We start from the raw sequence: 19,859 nt of genomic DNA, 5'->3' as shown, positions 1-19,859 counted from the left end.
TTGAGTTAAAAAGTGAATGAGGGGCGAATAAAATCTGTAAATTTTGTTCTGAAAAAAACCTCTCTTTAACTGATTGACCCTTTAATTATTTAACTGTCGACAAATATAAGCATTTAGATTGATTTTAAATAAAATCTTCTGGGAGTTCCTTCATCGGATCCCAAAAATGCTTTTCAAAATCTTGAATCTGATCGTCTATCACCACAATGCCCTCGTTTTCGAGTAGTTGTTGCATTAAATTTTCACCAGGAAAATGGTGTTTACCCGATAGCATCCCAATGCGATTTACAACACGATGTGCAGGGATGTATTCCTTACTTGAATGAGAATTATTCATTGCCCAACCTACTAGTCGAGAACCTCTGGGGGAACCAATATATCTCGCAATGGTACCATAATTACACACGCGACCTGCAGGTATTTCCTGTACAACTTTGAATATGCGAGAATAAATATCAGACATGCTCTTTTTTTAGTAGAGAGAATTAATCTTTCTTCTGAATTTTGTGTTTTTCTTCAGTAGGCTGCTTGCGTCTATCACGACCAAAGCTGCGATACTCATCCAATTCGATTTCAACGTCAGGTTCAACAAATTCAGCTTTTCCTTCCAATAAAAATTGAAGATACTTGATAGGAATACCTTTGCTTAAGAATTGCGCCTCATAATAGGTTTTAATTCCCAAAATGTCATTTGCGTGTTCTGAATTGTATAAATCATCGGTATCGGTTAATACTTTCAGATTATTTTCCTTAATCATATAACGCGTGTACTCGTATAAGAACTGGCTGTCAGATTTAAGGTGAATCATGCCATTAGAGATCATTAAATCGCTATAGAGTTTCATAAAGCGAGTGCCAGTTAATCGTTTGGTCACTTTTTTCATTTGTGGATCAGCAAAAGTGATCCAAACCTCAGAAATTTCGCCAGTGGCAAAAACAGAGCGTAATAGCTCAACTTTGGTGCGAACAAATGCAACATTCTTTAAGCCCTCTTCATTGGCTATTGTTGCACCTTGCCATAATCTGGCACCTTTTATATCAATACCTATAAAATTTTTCTCAGGAAAACGCTGAGCTAAACCTACGGTGTATTCACCTTTACCACAACCAACTTCAAGAACAATAGGATTGTCATTTTTGAAATATTCCTTGTTCCATTTCCCTTTAAGTCTGAATTCTTTATCCCAAACATCTTCATGCGAGGGCTGGAAAACATTCTCAAAAGTTTCCATCTCTGCAAAACGCCTTAATTTATTCTTTCCCACTTTTAAGCTATATCTGAGTAGATTAATTGTCGTCATGTTATCGCATGACTCATCTACTATTTTGAGTTTTTATTGATTTGTTTTGTCAAGCTTTAGACCGATATTCACAACACCAAGTAACTTATCATCTCTCATACCTTGAACCATTTCGAAAGTATAAAGTCCGGGTTTTGTGAATAAAATTGCTGGTTTATAAAGCATTTGTAAGTCGAATATATTTCCAAAACCACTTCCATACCATTCCCCTGTATCACTTGCTAGCTGACATTCATATTTCTCTTCAGTCATCTTACCTTCAGGATCTATTTGCTTGATGAAAAGCCACAGATTACTATAGGGATATTTGCCAGTGTTTCGAATGTTCACATAAATGTTGTGTAGCTGAATAGAGTCAGTTATTTCTACCTCGAAACGAGCAGTATAGTCCTTATTCCATTCGTGATTAGGAATGTCGACATAGCTTTCATAAACACGATTGTCCTGACAAGCACTTGTGATAAGGATTAGTGCTAAACTAATAATTAAAAGGTATTTGGATTTCAACTTCATCGATTCTAAAATATCTAGTCTTAAATTCTCTTAATCAAATAAAGTATCGAGTTGAGATTTGTTTAATCTCAGTTCTCAATACTTTAGTTTTTATAATTGAGGACGAATAGCTATTCGCTTGATTTATTTATTTTACGTGGTTTACGACGGAATTTGCGTTTAGGACGTGGCTTTTTAGCTTCTTCAACCTTATCAAAACGATTCAGGCTGTCTTGTCCCACTACATTTTCATAATCGAGAGCTTTACGAGTAATTTCTTCTTTCTTAAGAACAAGCTCGTTTACCTTGGTTCCCTTTTTGTTTAAGAGGATAATTTCTTTGACTCTATCAATAGGAATCTGAACCATATTTACGGCATAGTTCTTATCGAAGCTGTACCACATTATACGTTTGAAAATATCGGTTTTCTGATGGTAAGCAGTCCCATCCTTACATTCCAAAGGAACATTAGTTGCTGGGAAATCTCTACGAGCATCAATGTAAACATCCATTTCGTAATTCAAGCAACACTTTAGTTTTCCACATTGGCCAGCAAGCTTTTGAGGGTTTAAAGATATTTCTTGATAACGAGCTGCATTGGTTGTTACCGATACAAAATTGGTAATCCAGGTTGAGCAGCATAGCTCTCTACCACAAGGACCGATTCCTCCAATTCGTCCTGCCTCTTGACGAGCACCAATCTGGCGCATTTCAATTCGAATTCTAAATTCTTCGGCTAAAACTTTAATTAATTCACGGAAATCAACTCTCTCATCTGCGATATAATAGAAAATTCCCTTGGTTTTATCGCCTTGATATTCCACATCACCAATTTTCATATTCAGCCTTAATTCGGCTGAAATTTGGCGAGCCTTAATCATGGTTTTGTGCTCAAGAGCAATGGCTTCATGCCATTTTTCTATATCTACAGGTTTGGCTATACGGTAAACTTTTTTGGCTTCGTAGGTTTTAGGATCGAGCTTCTGTCTTTTCATTTGCTCAACCACTAAATCACCTGTTAGTGAAACAATACCAATATCATGTCCGGGAGATGCTTCAACAGCAATTATATCGCCACGCTTTAGTCTTATTTTATTGTTGTTTGAATAAAAACCTTTACGTGTATTCTTAAATTTAACTTCTATAATATCGGGACATAAAGCACTTTCAGGAACATCACCTAACCAGTCGTAAACATCAAGTTTACCGTCCAAAAGTCGGTGGTCTGATTTACCTTTAGAGCAACCGCCACATTTGCCTTTTGGTTCCTTTTCTTCTATCATATGTATATATATTGAGTGCAGAAACTCATTAAAGTACGGTGTTTTGTACTCAAATGGCTTGCGTCATCTTTGTATTGAGTTCGTACAAATGCCGAACTGAAAATTCTACAATCGTGTCTGCAAAATTAGCTAATAAAATGGTACATCTGTCAGATTTACTGAGAGTTTATACCAAAAACAACCCCTAAAGTTAATTAATTTTTTAAAGGACTGTAGAGTGCAGGAAAAATATCTGAGAAAAGAACTTCTTATTGTGATGATTATCTGAACGAAAGAACATAGGGGATAATAGATTTACTTTCTGTCTTATCAGATCGTCTTCTTAGTATTCGTTGAGTATTATGGTCGCAACAGTTTAACCCAGCGTAAACTTAAGTCCAGGAAAATGATTTTTGCATTACCATTTCGTTCAATGTCGTTATAGGCTTTGGTTAATTCATCTGCAATTGGCCAAACATTATCTTCGTTGATAAAGGGAGAAAAACGTTGAGAAAAATTCATTTCCTCTCCATTTAGGAAAACCATTTCCTCTTGCTTAAGGTTTAGAATAAAGTTTTCGCGAATCATCTTTAAACAATATTGAAGAAAACTTTTCTGTCTTTCACGACCGATCGTACTGATTTCTTCAGCCCAAGTCATTAGTTCTAACACATTTCGGGCATAACAAATACGCATGATACTTACAAAACGATCGAAGTTAAAGGCGTTCTCATCGGAGTTTTTGATTAGAATGCGTGCCTTACGATAGCTTCCTTCTGATAAACGGACAAGGTTATTCAATTCCGTGTCTGATAGGTTGTATTCTGATTTTAGAGCACGGCTTAAAGCATCCTTCTCAATCCTTGGGATTTTCATCATTTGAGCTCTTGAACGAATGGTTTGAAGAATTCGATTTGGTTCTTCTGAAACGAGAAAGAAAATGGTTTTAGTGGGAGGTTCTTCAATTAGTTTAAGTAGTTTATTGGCACAAGCAGCATGCATTTTCTCTGGCAACCATATAATCATGATTTTATAATCTGATTCATAGGTTTTAAGATTCAATTTTTTAATAATCTCACTACTTTCATTTGAGTAAATCATGCCTTGAGCATTCTCTACACCTAGGCTTGCATACCAGTCATTAAGGTCGAAATAAGGATTACTAAGTACCTGTTTTCTCCAATTCCCAATATAAGTGTCACTAACAGGATTGCTAGCACCTTTACTTTTTACAACAGGGAAAACAAAATGTAAATCGGGATGAACGAGTTTTTGATATTTCTTGCAAGATGCACATTGGCCACAAGAGTCATTGGCCTGTTTGTTTTGACATGAAACGTATTGGGCAAAAGCAATAGCCATTGCTAATTTACCTACACCTTTTTCACCAACAATAAGTTGAGCATGACTGACTCTATTATCGTTAACCGTTTGAATAAAACGCGACTTTGTGGCCTCTTGTCCAATAATATCTTTAAACTGCATGTGTTTTATTTTGAATTGTAAAGCCTGTGCTCTTGACATTTTTCAAATAGATACCAAAGGTAAAAAAAATAGACTTTGTTCATATATGTTTTTTTTGTGTTGAATATCGATATGAAGATTCAGCATCTCGAAAAGGAAGGCTAAAATTAAAGGTCGAACAAAATGTCCGACCTTTGATTCAATATATGAGGGGTTAGGGTTATTTTACAGTTAAAACAATACTATCGTAACTCACTATGGTAACAATTTGACCTTTAGAAATTGCTTTCCCATCAAAAGAGACTGCTTTCCAGTAGTCACCGTCAACTTCTACACGTCCCTGTAGTTTATTGGGATCTATAATTTCAACGACAGTTGCTTTTTGCCCCAATAAGGCATTAGCATTTTTAGAGACAAAGTCTTTTGCTTTAAAAATATACCTTTTTGCTAAAGGACGAATGATGAATAGACTTAGGAAAGTAAATCCGGCAAATAGGAAAAGTTGCTGAGTGACACTTAGGCCAATATAGGCTCCTACGCCAGTTACTAAAGCTCCTACTCCAATAATGACTGCAATAAAGCTGGTCATGAATATTTCAATCATAAAAAGAAATACTGCCACCAGTAGCCAAATATGCCAAATCTCAAATCCCATAGTGTGTATCTTTAATTATATGTAAATTTAGATTAAACAGTTTTAATAAACTACTGTCAAATCTGCCAAGTTTTTATGATAGAGCTTATTCTCTTGCAGTATAGGTTGTTGTGGTGGATCGAAAGGGTTTGTTATAACATAGGGAAGTGTTTTTATTTTTTTTGTTTTTCAGTTTTTCTTTGTTGAATTAGAGTTGTTTATTAATGATGTTCAGTAGAACTGACTTGTGGAAATATTGGTCGACCTTATTTAATGGAATCCTGATATCGATTAAAGTCAAATATTTAAAATTTTGTGACTCCCTAAAATGAGCTTATTTTTATCAAAATTAATTCTAAATAATTTTTAGAGATAAAGGATTTTATTTAGGTTTGCTAATTAAAAGACTTTCGAGTCTGATATTAGAATCAAAAGAGCAAAACAAGATATGAATCCCTATACAAACAAAGAACACGAAGAACTTAAATTAAAGGTTCGAGAATTTGCCGAGAATGAAGTAAAAGCATTGGCATCAGATCTGGATGAGAAAGAAGAATTTAGTTCACATTTAACCGAAAGAATGGGGGAATTGGGACTTTTTGGAATATATCTTCCAAAGGAATATGGTGGACAAGGCAAGGATTATTTGTCTCTCTTAATAGCGGTTGAAGAAATGGCTCGTGTAGATGCTTCACAGGCTTCAACATTAGCGGCTCATAATTCGTTAGGAATTGGGCCTATTTATTATTTCGGGACAGAAGAGCAAAAGCAGAAATACCTGCCTCAATTGTGCACTGGTAAAAATGTTTGGGCATTTGGTTTAACCGAAGAAAATGCAGGATCGGACTCCAGAGGTACGCAAACAAAGGCTGAGCTATTTAATGATAATTGGTTAATTAATGGGGCAAAGAAATTCATTTCTAACGGTTCTTCAGAATCTTCAATAGGGGTTACGCTTCAGGTAATCACGGCTGAGGAAGATGGTAAAAAGGAATTATCTGTTATCTTAGTTGATCGAAGTACTCCTGGATTTAATGCTGATCCTATGAAAGGGAAGATGATGTGGAGAGCATCCGATACAGCAAATTTGACGTTTGAGAACTGCCAGGTACCTGAAGCTAATTTATTGGGTGAGCTTGGACAGGGAGCTAAAATCATGCTGAAAACCCTCGATTCGGGGAGGTTAACCATCGCAGCAATGGCGTTGGGTTTGGCTCAGGGAGCTTATGAGGAATCGTTAAAATACGCTCAGCAGCGCGAGCAGTTTGGGAAGCCTATAGTAAAATTTCAAGCGATTGCTTTTAAGCTTGCTGATATGGCTACAAAAATTGAAGCTGCAAGAGCTTTGTTGTATCAAGCTTGTTGGTTGAAGGATAATGGCTATGAATTTGGAAAACAATCTGCAATGGCAAAACTCTATTGCTCTGAGATTGCCAGAGAAGTCGCTAATGAAGCCGTTCAGATTCATGGAGCACATGGTCTTTTAAAGTCTTCGGATGTGGAGCGGTTTTATAGAGATCAACGTATTTTGGAAATTGGTGAAGGGACCTCTGAGATTTTAAGGCTGGTGATTTCAAGACATATTACAAGTGATAAGGGAACAAGGGTAAGGGAAACTAAAGGATAAAGGCGTCGCACTGAGCGTAGCCGAAGTGTTAAAGTGAAAACTTTCAAACCGATAACAAATAACTGACAACAGAATATAAACGATGACTGACCGAAAAAGAGACCATATTGATTTGGCTTTCCGTTCGCATATGGAAAATGCATTGGCTGATAAGCGGTTTTATTACGAACCTCTTTTAAGTGCCCATCCTGATAAGGAACTTCAAGCTTTTGAGTTTTTAGGTAAGCAGCTACGTACCCCAATATGGGTTTCGAGTATGACAGGCGGAACAGAAAAAGCAGCTAAGATCAATTTGAACTTGGCTCGTGCTTGTGCTCAGTTTGGAATGGGAATGGGTTTGGGCTCATGTCGATCAATACTGGATAGTAAGGCTCATTTTGCTGATTTCGATATGCGTTCTGTTATTGGTGATGATTTGCCTTTGTATGCTAATCTAGGTATCTGTCAGATTGAGACATTAATTAAAGATAAGGCTCTCGATAAGGTTGAGGCTATGCTTCACGATTTGCGTGCCGATGGCTTAATTGTTCATATTAATCCGATGCAAGAGAGCTTGCAGCCTGAGGGCGATCTTATGAAACGATCCCCAATTGAAACTTTGAATGAGATGATGGAGCAAATAAAGGCTCCCATTATAGTGAAAGAGGTAGGGCAAGGTATGGGACCCAAAAGTTTGGAAGCTCTTATGCAATTACCCTTGCAGGCTTTAGAATTTGGAGCCTTTGGAGGAACAAATTTTGCAAAGATTGAGCTGATGCGCCATCCTGAAAAGGCAGGTCAGGTTTTGGAAGCTTTGAGTGAAATAGGCCATAATGCCGAAGAGATGCTCGAGTGGACAAATGCTATCTATAAAAATAATAAAACAATTCAGTGTAAAGAATTGATCATCTCAGGAGGAGTGACGTCTTGTTTGGATGGTTATTACCTGATGAAAAAAAGCAAGATGCCAGCTATTTATGGTCAGGCTTCAGCTTTATTAAGACATGCTCAGGCTGAGTATAACGAACTTGAATCTTATATCAAGAGCCAGATAAAAGGACTGCAGTTGGCAGAAGCCTATCTGGATCTTCGCTAACTGATATCAGATGATTTATTTAAGTGTAGTAAAAGTTATATCCTTATGGAGAATAAGATAATAAAGGGTTTTTCGAAACTTTCGCGAATAGAGAAGTTGAAATACTTGGGAGAGATTAGTGGAAAAGGTGAGCAGATTGAGGCTGATTTAGATTATTTCAGATTGAATGATCTTGAACAGCAGAGCTTATTGGATGAAATCAGTGAGAACACCTTATCTAATTTTTTCCTTCCCTTTGGGATTGCACCTAATTTTGTGATAAATAATAAGGTTTATCACCTACCCATGGTTACTGAGGAGAGTTCTGTGATTGCAGCAGCTTCTCGTTCGGCTAAGTTTTGGGCAGATAAAGGTGGCTTTCACGCAGAAATTGTCTCCGTTGAAAAAACAGGACAAGTTCATTTCCTTTGGAATGGCAAAAGCGATCGTTTAAAGCTAGCTTTCCCTGAACTGAAGAAGGAGCTGATGTGCGCAACACATGGCTTAACAACCAATATGAGACGACGTGGAGGTGGAATTCTCGACCTGTCTCTAATTGATATGAGTCATGAAATGGAGAATTACCATCAATTGCATGTGAGTTTTAATACGCTCGATGCAATGGGAGCCAATTTTATCAATTCTTGTTTGGAGATGATGGCTAGCACACTTGAAACGTTCATTCGGAGCCAAGTCGATTGGACAGATGAGGAGCATGAGTGTGAGATTGTAATGTCTATTTTATCGAACTACACGCCTGATTGCCTTGTGAAATGTTGGATTGAGTGTGATATTAAGGATCTCGATGATGTTTTCGATGGCATGACTGGTGAGGTTTTCGCCAACAAATTTTTAAAGGCAACTCAAATTGCTGAGCTTGATGTTTACCGTGCATGTACTCATAATAAGGGTATTATGAATGGAGTTGATGCGGTGGCACTGGCAACAGGAAATGACTTTAGAGCAGTTGAAGCGAATGCGCATGTTTGGGCATCGCAAACTGGAAAATATAAGAGTTTGACCAAGGCTGAAGTGAGCGATGGTCGATTTAGATATGAACTAAAATTGCCTCTTGCTTTAGGGACCGTTGGTGGTTTAACTAAACTTCATCCTCTGGCAAAATTAGGTTTAGAATTATTAGGTGATCCTTCAGCAAAAGATCTGATGATGATGACAGCTGCCTCTGGTTTAGCTAATAATTTTGGAGCCATCCGCTCTTTGGTCACAACGGGTATTCAACATGGGCACATGAAAATGCATTTGTCGAATTTATTGAATGCCTTTAATGCAAATAAAGCTGAAAAGCTGATGGCTAAATCTCGATTTGCAAAATCAACGGTGAGTTATAGCGAAGTTGAGAATTTTTTGAATACCATTAGAAACACAAAATAATTAGGATTTGGATCAAGCTCAGTTTTTTTATTCGAACGGTAAACTCCTTATCACTGCGGAGTATTTGGTGCTGAAAGGCGCCCTGTCTTTGGCAGTTCCTACTCAGCATGGGCAATCGCTTTCAGTTTATCCTAAAACGAATGAAGGATTAATCTGGCAGGCCTTTGAAAATGATGAACAGTGGTTAAAATTTCATCTGAATAAAGATGACTTATTGAATCCCACAGAAGATTTTTCGCCGGAAAAAACTTTTATAGCACAGCTCTTAAAACAAGCATTAGCCTTGAATCCGAATTTTCTTAATGCATCGGCTTATCGAATAGAAACCCATTTGAATTTTAATCGAAATTGGGGTTTGGGAACGAGTTCTACACTCATAAATAATGTGGCGCAATGGGCACAGGTTGATGCCTTCGATCTGCTTGCTCGAGTTTCAAAAGGATCGGGTTACGATGTAGCCTGTGCGCAGAACGACACACCCATACTTTTTCAAAGACTAAAGAATAAGATTTGGACCGAAGCTTGTATTTTTTCACCAGAATTTAAAGATCAAATCTATTTTCTATATCTGGGAAAAAAACAAAAAACGGAGAATGAAGTGAGGCGATTTTTAACTCAAAAGAAAGATTACAATCTCGAAATACAAGAAATATCCAGCCTATCTCTTCACCTTTTAGATGCAGAATTGGCCGTTGATTTCGATAAGATAATTGAGGAGCACGAAGCAATTACCTCAAACATATTAGGCATACCAAGCATAAAGAAACTCGCTTTTCCCGATTTTGAGGGATCCATAAAATCCTTAGGAGCATGGGGGGGGGATTTTGTAATGGTCCGTAGCGATTGGGATAAAAAAACATTAACAAACTATTTTCGATTGAAAGGCCTAAATACGCTTATCCCATGGGATAATATGGTGCTCGAAGATGAAGGTGATTTGTAAAAAAAAAGAAATTGATAAGAATGTAACGAGCCATGAGCAAAGCTTTAATATACACGAAAACGATTAAAATGGCGGCTTCCATCCGACCAAAATATAAAATTATAATTGGATGAAAAATACGATCATATGGGAAAGCCCATCTAATATAGCTTTGGTTAAATATTGGGGAAAAATGGGTGTTCAACTACCTTGCAATCCTTCTTTAAGTATGAGTTTGAGCGCGTCAGTTTCTCGTTTTGAACTGACTTATTCTCCCAAGAAGCCGGGAGAAAAAGATCTTACCTACCTTTTCGAAGGGAAAGAGAATAAAGCTTTTGAAGAGAAGTTGAGCAAATTCATTGATTCTGTTTCAAACGATTTGCCTTGCCTGACTAAATATCAACTTAAGATTTCGAGTTCCAATACCTTTCCACATTCGGCAGGTATTGCCAGTTCAGCTTCTGCTATGAGTGCCTTGGCTTTGTGCCTTTGTAGTATGCAGGAGGCTATTGATGAAATGGAGATGCCTCGTGATTTCTTCCTTCAGAAAGCCAGTAGAATTGCTCGTCTAGGTTCGGGTAGTGCTTCGCGTTCGGTATTTGGACAATATGCTATTTGGGGTGAAATGGAAGGTCAGACTGAGAGCTCTAATTATTTTGCCATCCCTTTTAAAGGAACGATTCACCCAACTTTTCAGGATCTACAGGATACGATTCTGATGATCGATTCTTCGCCTAAGAAGGTTTCGAGTACAGCCGGTCATGAACTGATGGTAGATCACCCTTATGCCGATGCTCGTTTTCAGCAAGCACGTCTTAATATGGTGGAACTATTAGATGTTTTGGAACAAGGTGATTTTGATAAGTTCACTCATATTGTCGAGAATGAGGCTCTTAGTTTGCACGGGCTGATGATGAGTTCAAATCCATCTTACACTTTGTTAAAACCGAATACGCTTATCGCCATAGAGCGAATTAAGAACTTTAGGGAAAAAACTCAAATTCCACTTTGCTTTACTTTGGATGCTGGGCCTAATATTCATCTTTTGTACCCAAAGGCTGATGAATTTATCATTCAGAACTTTATTAAGCAAGAGTTGATTGAGCTTTTGGAAGAGGGTAAATATATTCAGGATGGTATGGGGAATGGTCCTAAGAGAATCAAATAAGACATTGTAATGAATCATAGACCTGAACAATATTACGCTAAAATTTTACTCTTTGGGGAGTACGCTGTTCTATTTAATTCAATGGGATTGAGTATTCCGTACACTCATTTTAAGGGTGAGTTGAGTTTTATCGATGAGAATAAATATACCGATAGACAATTTGCTCGTCGATCGAATGAGGAACTTCAAAAATTCTGTGAGTATATTGAAGAGAATCAGCTTGATACTTTTATTCACATTAAAGCCCTTAAGAAAGATGTCGCCAAAGGTTTATATTTTGAGTCGAGCATTCCAGAGAGTTATGGATTAGGGAGTTCAGGAGCTTTATGTGCAGCTATTTATAAAAAATATGCTCACAAGGCGATTTCGAATAATCGTGTTATCCGTACCGAACAAATTACGGAATTGAAAACTTTATTCTCTCAACTAGAATCAGGTTTCCACGGACAAAGTTCAGGCTTGGATCCCTTAAATTCCTACCTAAAATTGCCTCTATTGATTCATAATTCAAAAAAAATAGAGTTGGTGACCTTGCCAGGGCGTAAATTTGGTCAGGACAGTGCCATTTTTCTTGTTGATACCGATAAGCAAGGCAATACGGCACCTTTGGTTAAGGCTTTTCTAAAATCTTGCGATGAGGAAGACTATTCAGAGCAGATAAAGCAGGAATTTATACCACTCAACAACAGCTGCATTCAAGAACTCATAAGGGGTGAATCGACTCCTTTCTTTAATAATGTTGCTAAGCTTTCAAGCTTCCAATTGCAGCACTTTAAATCGATGATTCCCGATGAATTCCTGTCTATTTGGGAGTTTGGACTCGATAATAAAATGTTCTCACTTAAACTTTGTGGTTCGGGAGGGGGTGGTTTTCTCTTGGGATTTACTCAGAACTACAGCCAAACGCAAGAACTTCTTATGAGTAAAGGCCACAAAATTGTTACGGTTTATCAGAATAATTAGGTCTATTTTATTTTAGCATGTTTTCTTATAGGGATGGAGTTATTTTTGTCATGCAAATTTGGTTTGTATCGATGTCCAATAACTTTTGTTCACATGTAGGTATCATTTGCTCACAAACGAACCTATCTGTCTCACCTATTTTGCTTCCTGTCTTTAAGTGTGAAGATTTGTACTGTAAGCAAATGTCTTTTGTAAGTGAGAGCGTGAGCAATGATAGTAAAATAAAGACAATTGTTTGTACGCAGGAGCCTATCGTATCGGAACAAATAGTCATTGTTAAGGAGAAAAATAGATTCACCCTATCAAGGGCATGGTTTTATTCTATTCCTCAAGTGATGATTTCTTATTTTTTCGGTACATGATATTTCGTTTGTGGATATATGAGCTTGTGTAAGACTTTTGCTGGTTAGGCTTCTTTCGGAAAGCAAAACGACCATAGGCACGCAACTCGTCTACCACCTCTTTCAGTAGACTATAGGCTTTGTCTCGTGTGATTTTAATTTCGTCTTCGACATACAAATGCCCATTAACAGCTCCTAATATATGAGCAAATCGGCTTGATGCCTTGGCGGCTTTATCGCAAAGGCTGATGTCGAAATGAATGGCTTCTAATAGATGTAGGTTCCTCGTGCCTAGTACGGCTAGTCGCGATAAATCATGAATGTCATCGGCTTGATTACGCCCCTTTTTTATCTCGCGTAAATGTTGCATTAGATTTTCATCTTTTCGGAAAGCAAAACTCATCCCTTCGAGCAAATCCTTACGAAGTTCGTAGAGGGTCTTCGATTCTTGTTTCCAAATAGATTGAGCTTTTTGTTTCTCGGTTTTTAATTCTTTCCAATTGACCTGCGCACGTCGAAGTGCTGTGGTGAGATGTTTCAGTCTATCGAGTAAATCTGCCGACATGCCAACTTCCTGAAGTTGTAATAAATCAAGATTGGCACGGGTGTGTAGGTTATCAGCTTCATTTAAATAGATGCTGATGGGTGTGGTGAAATTTTTAATTTTTTCCCGGGGAAAAACTTTAATCTCCTCCATTATATCTATTAGTTCTTGTTGATCTGACATTGGGATTTATTTAAAATGGTGTCAAAAGTCATCTCACCTATTCTTAAGCACTTATCCAGGACTTTTGTTTGATTTAATTTCCAACAACCGAGATCTAATTTAGGAAAAATTAGTAAAATTATTATATGTTTTCGCAATGTTATGTATATATAATGATATGTGTTAGATTTGAGTCCGAAAAGAAATACATATTGAGCATGAAAAGTAGGATATACGAATTAGTGGAAAAAGGTTCTCATGGAAGAAGATTAAATCAGATGTTCGATAATTTCATAATGAGCCTGATTGTAATGAGTTTGGTATCAATAATCTTAGAATCAATACCAGATGTACATTCAAAATATTCTGAGATTCTTTACGGCTTTAATATTTTGTCTATTGGTATTTTTACAATTGAGTATTTTATGAGAATATATGTTTCTGATGTTACCCATCCTTCAGAAACAAGATTAAAATCAGCATCAAAATTTATTTTTTCTACTTATGGTTTAATTGACTTACTCGCAATCCTACCTTTTTTCTTACCAATGCTTATAAAGATTGATTTAAGATTCTTACGAGCTTTAAGATTAACGAGATTCCTTAGAATTTTGAAACTTAATCGATATAATGATTCTCTAAACTTAATATGGGCAGTCATCAAAGAAAAGAAGTCAGAACTAGCCGTAACGGGTTTTTTAACTTTTCTAATTCTAATGATCGCTTCATTCCTCATGTATCATATCGAAGGTGATAAACAACCTGAAGCTTTTTCGAATATTCTTGAATCATTTTGGTGGGCAGTTGCCACACTCACAACAGTTGGATATGGAGATATTTATCCTATTACAGGATTAGGTAAATTCATAAGCGGTTTGATTGCGATTCTTGGGATTGGGATTGTTGCTTTACCTACAGGAATTGTTGGAGCTGGCTTTATGGCAAAAGTTGAACAAGTCAAACAGAAAAAAGAGGATAGAAAGTGCCCTCATTGTGGTTGTGATCTATTAACAAGACAACATGAAATACATTCTAACTAAGAACAAATCCCGATCTGCTCATGCAAATCGGGATTGTTGTTTAATGTGTTTATTGATTTATTTCAATTTCGCTTTTCTTCTACGTTGTGCTTTGAAGTATAGAAATTGAGCGCGTAAACTGTATATTCCTCCTGCAATTACAAATAGGAAAATGATTTGTTTGCGTCCCAGGCTAAATTCAGCTACTAAGCCCTTTGTTAGCATCACAGCTGACATAACAACTAGAAGAAGGGTTAGAACACCTGCTAAGTGACCAATTACTGAATTCTCATTCTTAATACCATTGGTAAAAGAGAGCAGAATTAGTCCGAATACAGCCGGAATTAGGGCCGTGAATTGCATATCGCCCAGCTCTACATATCGCATAATAAAACCGAAAGAACCTAAAAGGATCAAAAGTAACGCGTAAAATTTATTGATGTTATGTGCTTTGTCCATAATTGAATATTTTATTTATTTAGAATGAATAAAAATACTAAATAATTCAATTAATACAACAAAGGATTCTCGTATTTGTGAATTGGAAGTACCAAACGGGTAAAAATAAGAAAGGCTGTTCGTAATGAACAGCCTTTCTTGGACAACCTTAAAACTCAACCATGAATTGATTATCGAGCCTTAACTACTAGGAATTTTGAAGACTTCCAAAATTCGTCAGCATTAGTAATGGTAATACCTTTACCTTCTTCAAACTTATAAGAGCTTGCAGAGTGAGTAGTTACCAAAGTAATCTTCTTTCCTTCAACAGGAATCAAAGTAGTCTCAGTGATATCAATTTTTTCAAATTCTTTTGTATCTGCATTCTCGTTTAAAACTGTAGCAGAAGCGATTCCGATAATACCACCTTTTTTAGAGATTACATTCTTAGCTTTTAGCTCAGAAGTAGAACCTACTACATAGTAAGCAGTATTCATTGAAGTTGTTCTTTCGCTAATAGTTTTAGCTTGATCAGCATTTTCTGTAGTTAACTCGTTAACTGCAGTATTTAATTTAGTAACGTTTTCGTTTAATCCTTCAACTTTAATGTTAAGGTTAGCAACTTGCTCTGTTAAAGCAGCAATGTCAGCTTCTTTCTGAGCAACATCAGCTTTCAAACGATCAGTTAATTTTCTCAATTTAGAGTTTTGGTACCAGCTACCTTTTAGTTTCTTGTCTAAATCAGCAATCTTAGCACGGTTCTGCTCAAGTAAGTTATTGATAGCAGTGATATTTTTAGCAATTTTTTGCTTTTGAGATTTAGTAGGAGCTTCTGAATCAACAGCTACAATCTTCTCTTTTTCTTTAATGATTTCAAGATTCTCTTCGATAGAGTTTAAAGTAGAGACAAACTCATTAATAGAAACTTCTTTCTGCTTAAGTGTTTCTGTAAGTTGTACTTTGTCAGCCTTTAGTTGTTCAAGTTCTTTTTGGTTACAAGAAGCAAAAACAGTTAGGATCAATAATGCAAAAATAATACGTTTCATAGTCATGTTCTAATTATTACAATATTCAAAATAAATTCAGGAATGTATAGTATAAATACTGTGCCAAAAATAAAATTCTGAAAAATTGAGTTTGAAAAATTATTGTAAAAGCCACTGTTCGTAGGCTTTGTATGATGTTTTCTGTTTGGTTTGAACTTCCCGATGTATTAATTGGGGAGTCAAACTGTGGAATATTTCCTCACTACTGTGGTGTGCCTCCTCAATTATGTAACACATCCGCTTTACTAAAATAACAATATATGTTTGGAAAGATGAAAGACCATCTGAAAGGATGGCCTTTCTTTAATGCACTTTTCAGTAGGTTTTGATTATCGAATTTTAACGACCAGGTATTTTGAGCTTTTCCAAAATTGTTCAGCATCAATAATTGCTAATCCTTTTCCCGCTTCTAATTTAAATGAGTTTAGAGGATGGGTTGTGATAACTTCAATTTTTTCACCTTCAAAAGGGATTAATGCTATTTCTCTGATATCAATTTGTTTGAACTCTCTTGAATCGAAGTTTTCGTTTAAAACAGTAGCAGAACCGATGCCAATAATACCACCTTTTTTACTGATAATATTCTTTGATTTTAGCTCAGAACTAGACCCAATCACATAGTAAGCAGTATTTAGGTTGTTGGTTTTCTCTTCAATAAGTTTTGCTCTTTCAGCATTTTCAGTACTTAAACTATCAACAGTTGTATTTAGACTTGCAACACTCGTTGTTAAACCTTCTACTTTGATATTTAATGAAGCAATATTCTCTGTAAGAATTACAATGTCAGCTTCTTTTTGAGCAACATCAGCTTTCAAACGATCAGTTAATTTTCTCAACTTTGAATTTTGGTACCAGCCATTTTTAAGTTTCCTATCAAGCTCAGCAATCTTTAAACGATTTTGCTCAAGAATATTATTGATAGAAGTCAGTGCACTTGAAATTTTTTGTTTTTGAGATTTGTCTGGATTCTCAGAGTTTACAACGACAATATTTTCTTTCTCTTTAATAATCTCAATATTTTCCTCAATAGAATTTAAAGTTGCTACAAAATCATTAATGGCAACTTCTTTTTCATTTGCTGCGATTGTAAGTTCTTGATTTTGTTCTTTAAGTTGTTTGATTTCTTTCTGATTACAAGCAACGAAAAAAGGAAGAATTGATAAGGCAATGATAATACGTTTCATGTGTTTAATCTTTATTTATGTGATTCTAGTTTAATTCTTGAAACATGTATTGTAATTATTATGCCAAAGTGAATATCCTAAACTTATTTTGTGATAATTGTTTCGTAAGTTGTTTAAAATGTGACATATGAATTCTTGGCAGGTGAAATAAAGTTTCTGTTGTGAGTTTGGAGCCTGGACTTGAATTGGGGAATTTTTAGCCATAACTGAGTGAGAAATCCTCAATTGTAGAATTTTAACATCGGTTTATATATAAAATCCTCTAAATTTGTATTTTACAAACATTTCGAACCTCATATGGTAAAAAATAAAGATCAACACATCAGAGTAAAAGTGATTGCAGGTTATCTTGTATTACTAATAACGATAGTAAGTGCTGGGTTTATTGGTCACTCAAGCTATAAAAGGTTGATGAATTCAGTATCTCAACTGTCTAAACCTGATGCCGAGATTTCTCGCATGAACCACCTTCTTACCGATCTTTCTGAAGCTGAAAATCATATTCGAGTTTATTCTCTAACTAAGAAAGAGCAGTATTTGAATTTGTTTGTAAAAAAGGTTAAGTCTATTAAATACGACCTGGACTCTTTGCGTTCAAGTAATATTAAGAATGCACATTCAATTCAAATGATTGATTCGATGATCTTCTTGATTGATGTTCGTTCCAAAAAATTGGATGCTTTTGCTCGAATCAAAAAGGTTAAGGAGAGTATAAATTATACTGAGCAAGCTTTACAAGAATTGAGTGATGCTTCTAAATATTCACGAACTGAGTTTGAGAGCTCTATAACCAAGCGGACTATTGTTGATACAATAAAGAAAATCAAGAAAAAGATAGAAGAACCTAAAAGCTTCCTTGGAATTAAATTTGGAAAGAAAAAAGAATCCAAGTACGAGGTTGTTGATCGTGTGATTGAACGCCAAGAGGTGGGAATTGACAGTAGCTTTATCCAAAAACAAGACAGTTTATTCAATAGTTTTAAGGAAGAACTAGAGTTATCTCGTAGGAAAGAGCAAGAGGCTCGTGAAAGATTAATGCACGAGGAACTTAAATTAGTTGATGAAAATTCTATCATTCTACAGAAGATAAAAAAGCTACTAACTGAGCTTGAACAACAACAAATCAGAGATATTACACAAAAGGTTACTCGAACCGAGCAAATAGCTAAAGACTCCATCATACTTATTACCATTGTTATTATTGTTGGGTTTATTTTTGGTGTATTATTCATTCTTTTTACCCTTCTCGATCTTTCAAAATCAGATTATCTGAAAAAACAACTTATCCTTGCCAAAGGCAAAGCTGAGAAATTAGCTAAAGTGAAAGAAGAATTTTTAGCATCGATGAGCCATGAGATTAGAACACCCTTAAATGCTTTGATTGGTTTCTCTCGTCAGCTTGAAAAAACGGAAATGAATACGGAGCAAACCAAGTATGTTGAAGTGATTGGAAATTCGTCAAATCATCTTTTAGGTTTGGTTAATGATATTCTAGATCTTGCGAAAATTGAAGCCGGTAAACTGGTGATAGAAAAGCAGAGTTTCGAACCTAAGAAATTGATACAGGAGGTTTACAGCTTGTTAAGTGTTTCTGCTAATAAAAAGAATGTCAAGTTTTCATGGACTTACGAGGGTGAAGACCAATACCTATTTGAAAGTGATCCTTTTCGTTTAAAGCAAATCTTATTGAATCTAGGTTCCAATGCCATTAAGTTTACAGAAGTAGGTGCCGTAAGCATAAAGGCTGTAATGGAAACAGATGCTGACAAAAACACGTTTAAAGTGAGTCTGATTGATACAGGGATTGGTATTTCATCTGATAAATTGGAGCACGTTTTCGAAGATTTCAGTCAGGCAGAATCCTTCTCTGCAAGAAAATATGGAGGAACTGGTTTGGGACTATCTATCAGTAGACGTTTAGCTAGAATGTTAGGTGGCGATTTAAGTGTCAGTAGTGAATTAGGTAAAGGATCTGAATTTCGTTTGGATCTTCCAATTACAAAGGGTGAAGTTATTAGTGAAGAATCATTGGTGAAGCATATTCATAAAGTATCTGATGAACTTAAGCAAAAAAGGATATTGGTGGCTGAGGATGATGAATACAGTTCGCTTCTGATGCAAACTATTTTTAAAGGATGGAATCTAAATGCAAGCTTTGTAAATAATGGTTTGAAGGCTCTGGAGTGTATGCAAAATAAAAAGTTTGATATTCTACTGACTGATATTCATATGCCAGAAATGGGAGGTGTGGATCTTTGTAAGCATATCCGAACCAAGCTAAAATCAGAGATGCCTATTATTGCTTTAACAGCAAATGTGCGTCAAGTAGATTTAGATAAATATATCAAAGAAGGGATGTCAGCCTACTTATTGAAGCCCTTTGAAGAAGATGCATTATTGGAAATCCTGTGTGAGCAATTGAGTCTCGAAGTTGAAATGTGTCCACTAGGGGAAGTGAAATCAATATATGAAACGTATCATCTATTATTTGATTTATCAGAAGTAAAGAAATTCTCTGGAGGGGATAATGCCTTAGTTAATCAGATTCTGACCAGTTTTATGCGGATTGCTAAAGAGAGTATTCAGCTCCTTAAAGATGCTAGTGATGATAAGAATTATAAGCAACTAGGTGAAGTTGCCCATAGAATGTTAAGTTCTTACCGACAACTTAAAATAGAGTCAGCAAGCGAGATATTGTTAGAATTAGAAAAAATGATTCATCAAAAGTCTGATAAACTATTGAGTCTTGAAGAGGTGAATCAATCTATTAACAAACTTGAGGAATTATCCAATCAGGTTTTTGAACAAATTGACGACTTGCAAAAGAACGCTTAACTAGATCCTGG

General features: G+C 36.0%; 18 protein-coding genes. 8 read left to right on the top strand and 10 right to left on the bottom strand.

The features are described 5' to 3' along the window. Positions 1–124: 124 nt before the first annotated feature. From DWB61_RS11735 to DWB61_RS11710, 6 genes are all read right to left on the bottom strand, one after another. Positions 125–463, bottom strand: a complete 339-nt coding sequence (locus tag DWB61_RS11735; RefSeq protein WP_125031100.1) for an MGMT family protein — start codon at positions 461–463, stop codon at positions 125–127. Between the two features lie 22 nt (positions 464–485). Next, positions 486–1,301 carry a tRNA (guanosine(46)-N7)-methyltransferase TrmB gene (gene trmB, locus DWB61_RS11730; RefSeq protein WP_156190241.1) on the bottom strand — a complete coding sequence of 272 codons (816 nt, stop codon included), beginning with the start codon at positions 1,299–1,301 and terminating at the stop codon, positions 486–488. A gap of 33 nt (positions 1,302–1,334) precedes the next feature. Then, the gene (locus DWB61_RS11725) at positions 1,335–1,814 is read right to left on the bottom strand and encodes a gliding motility lipoprotein GldH (protein ID WP_125031099.1); all 480 of its coding nucleotides are present in this window, start codon (positions 1,812–1,814) and stop codon (positions 1,335–1,337) included. A 110-nt stretch (positions 1,815–1,924) separates the two neighbouring features. Next, complete coding sequence (locus DWB61_RS11720; protein WP_125031098.1) at positions 1,925–3,076, bottom strand: PSP1 domain-containing protein; 1,152 nt, start codon at positions 3,074–3,076, stop codon at positions 1,925–1,927. A gap of 339 nt (positions 3,077–3,415) precedes the next feature. Continuing rightward, positions 3,416–4,540: a DNA polymerase III subunit gene (locus tag DWB61_RS11715; protein WP_125031097.1), complete on the bottom strand. Its 1,125-nt coding sequence runs from the start codon at positions 4,538–4,540 to the stop codon at positions 3,416–3,418. 199 nt (positions 4,541–4,739) lie between these two features. Then, entirely contained in the window at positions 4,740–5,174 is a 435-nt protein-coding gene (locus DWB61_RS11710; protein ID WP_125031096.1) for an NfeD family protein, read from the bottom strand. 427 nt (positions 5,175–5,601) lie between these two features. On the opposite strand from DWB61_RS11710, the gene DWB61_RS11705 reads away from it, so the two are divergent. From DWB61_RS11705 to DWB61_RS11680, 6 genes are all read left to right on the top strand, one after another. Further along, positions 5,602–6,780: an acyl-CoA dehydrogenase family protein gene (locus tag DWB61_RS11705; protein ID WP_125031095.1), complete on the top strand. Its 1,179-nt coding sequence runs from the start codon at positions 5,602–5,604 to the stop codon at positions 6,778–6,780. An 82-nt stretch (positions 6,781–6,862) separates the two neighbouring features. Next, complete coding sequence (locus DWB61_RS11700) at positions 6,863–7,855, top strand: beta/alpha barrel domain-containing protein (protein ID WP_125031094.1); 993 nt, start codon at positions 6,863–6,865, stop codon at positions 7,853–7,855. Next, positions 7,856–9,226, top strand: a complete 1,371-nt coding sequence (locus tag DWB61_RS11695; protein WP_262884962.1) for a hydroxymethylglutaryl-CoA reductase, degradative — start codon at positions 7,856–7,858, stop codon at positions 9,224–9,226. A 7-nt stretch (positions 9,227–9,233) separates the two neighbouring features. Beyond that, positions 9,234–10,169, top strand: coding sequence for a GYDIA family GHMP kinase (locus tag DWB61_RS11690; protein ID WP_125031092.1), 936 nt, complete (start codon positions 9,234–9,236; stop codon positions 10,167–10,169). Positions 10,170–10,278: 109 nt separating this feature from the next. Then, complete coding sequence (locus tag DWB61_RS11685) at positions 10,279–11,316, top strand: diphosphomevalonate decarboxylase (protein WP_125031091.1); 1,038 nt, start codon at positions 10,279–10,281, stop codon at positions 11,314–11,316. A 9-nt stretch (positions 11,317–11,325) separates the two neighbouring features. Next, the gene (locus tag DWB61_RS11680) at positions 11,326–12,279 is read left to right on the top strand and encodes a mevalonate kinase family protein (protein WP_125031090.1); all 954 of its coding nucleotides are present in this window, start codon (positions 11,326–11,328) and stop codon (positions 12,277–12,279) included. Between the two features lie 321 nt (positions 12,280–12,600). Here DWB61_RS11680 and DWB61_RS11675 read toward each other — a convergent pair whose 3' ends face one another. Beyond that, complete coding sequence (locus DWB61_RS11675) at positions 12,601–13,347, bottom strand: hypothetical protein (protein WP_125031089.1); 747 nt, start codon at positions 13,345–13,347, stop codon at positions 12,601–12,603. A gap of 197 nt (positions 13,348–13,544) precedes the next feature. Here DWB61_RS11675 and DWB61_RS11670 point away from each other — a divergent pair, with 197 nt between their 5' ends. Then, positions 13,545–14,366, top strand: a complete 822-nt coding sequence (locus DWB61_RS11670) for an ion transporter (RefSeq protein ID WP_125031088.1) — start codon at positions 13,545–13,547, stop codon at positions 14,364–14,366. A gap of 57 nt (positions 14,367–14,423) precedes the next feature. Here the strand turns inward: DWB61_RS11670 and DWB61_RS11665 are convergent, their stop codons facing one another. The 3 genes from DWB61_RS11665 to DWB61_RS11655 form a co-directional block, all read right to left on the bottom strand. After that, positions 14,424–14,804: a hypothetical protein gene (locus DWB61_RS11665; RefSeq protein ID WP_125031087.1), complete on the bottom strand. Its 381-nt coding sequence runs from the start codon at positions 14,802–14,804 to the stop codon at positions 14,424–14,426. 170 nt (positions 14,805–14,974) lie between these two features. After that, positions 14,975–15,829, bottom strand: a complete 855-nt coding sequence (locus DWB61_RS11660; protein ID WP_125031086.1) for a Cbp1 family collagen-binding glycoprotein adhesin — start codon at positions 15,827–15,829, stop codon at positions 14,975–14,977. Between the two features lie 329 nt (positions 15,830–16,158). After that, entirely contained in the window at positions 16,159–17,013 is an 855-nt protein-coding gene (locus DWB61_RS11655) for a Cbp1 family collagen-binding glycoprotein adhesin (RefSeq protein WP_125031085.1), read from the bottom strand. 297 nt (positions 17,014–17,310) lie between these two features. Between DWB61_RS11655 and DWB61_RS11650 the strand changes: the two genes are divergently transcribed. After that, positions 17,311–19,848, top strand: coding sequence for an ATP-binding protein (locus tag DWB61_RS11650; RefSeq protein ID WP_125031084.1), 2,538 nt, complete (start codon positions 17,311–17,313; stop codon positions 19,846–19,848). Positions 19,849–19,859 lie beyond the last annotated feature (11 nt).

Origin of the sequence: Ancylomarina euxina (assembly GCF_003863355.1) — a bacterium.
GTDB lineage: Bacteria > Bacteroidota > Bacteroidia > Bacteroidales > Marinifilaceae > Ancylomarina > Ancylomarina euxinus.
Note: the sequence above shows the minus strand (reverse complement) of the source record. Positions and strands in the feature narration are given on the sequence as shown.

Excerpts from the sequence above, each read along its gene's own strand:
- DWB61_RS11725 (WP_125031099.1), bottom strand. The coding sequence starts at position 1,814 with ATGAAGTTGAAATCCAAATACCTTTTAATTATTAGTTTAGCACTAATC.
- DWB61_RS11650 (WP_125031084.1), top strand. The coding sequence starts at position 17,311 with ATGGTAAAAAATAAAGATCAACACATCAGAGTAAAAGTGATTGCAGGT.
- DWB61_RS11705 (WP_125031095.1), top strand. The coding sequence starts at position 5,602 with ATGAATCCCTATACAAACAAAGAACACGAAGAACTTAAATTAAAGGTT.
- trmB (WP_156190241.1), bottom strand. The coding sequence starts at position 1,301 with ATGACGACAATTAATCTACTCAGATATAGCTTAAAAGTGGGAAAGAAT.
- DWB61_RS11710 (WP_125031096.1), bottom strand. The coding sequence starts at position 5,174 with ATGGGATTTGAGATTTGGCATATTTGGCTACTGGTGGCAGTATTTCTT.
- DWB61_RS11715 (WP_125031097.1), bottom strand. The coding sequence starts at position 4,540 with ATGCAGTTTAAAGATATTATTGGACAAGAGGCCACAAAGTCGCGTTTT.
- DWB61_RS11675 (WP_125031089.1), bottom strand. The coding sequence starts at position 13,347 with ATGTCAGATCAACAAGAACTAATAGATATAATGGAGGAGATTAAAGTT.
- DWB61_RS11670 (WP_125031088.1), top strand. The coding sequence starts at position 13,545 with ATGAAAAGTAGGATATACGAATTAGTGGAAAAAGGTTCTCATGGAAGA.
- DWB61_RS11655 (WP_125031085.1), bottom strand. The coding sequence starts at position 17,013 with ATGAAACGTATTATCATTGCCTTATCAATTCTTCCTTTTTTCGTTGCT.
- DWB61_RS11700 (WP_125031094.1), top strand. The coding sequence starts at position 6,863 with ATGACTGACCGAAAAAGAGACCATATTGATTTGGCTTTCCGTTCGCAT.
- DWB61_RS11720 (WP_125031098.1), bottom strand. The coding sequence starts at position 3,076 with ATGATAGAAGAAAAGGAACCAAAAGGCAAATGTGGCGGTTGCTCTAAA.
- DWB61_RS11665 (WP_125031087.1), bottom strand. The coding sequence starts at position 14,804 with ATGGACAAAGCACATAACATCAATAAATTTTACGCGTTACTTTTGATC.
- DWB61_RS11660 (WP_125031086.1), bottom strand. The coding sequence starts at position 15,829 with ATGAAACGTATTATTTTTGCATTATTGATCCTAACTGTTTTTGCTTCT.
- DWB61_RS11735 (WP_125031100.1), bottom strand. The coding sequence starts at position 463 with ATGTCTGATATTTATTCTCGCATATTCAAAGTTGTACAGGAAATACCT.
- DWB61_RS11685 (WP_125031091.1), top strand. The coding sequence starts at position 10,279 with ATGAAAAATACGATCATATGGGAAAGCCCATCTAATATAGCTTTGGTT.
- DWB61_RS11680 (WP_125031090.1), top strand. The coding sequence starts at position 11,326 with ATGAATCATAGACCTGAACAATATTACGCTAAAATTTTACTCTTTGGG.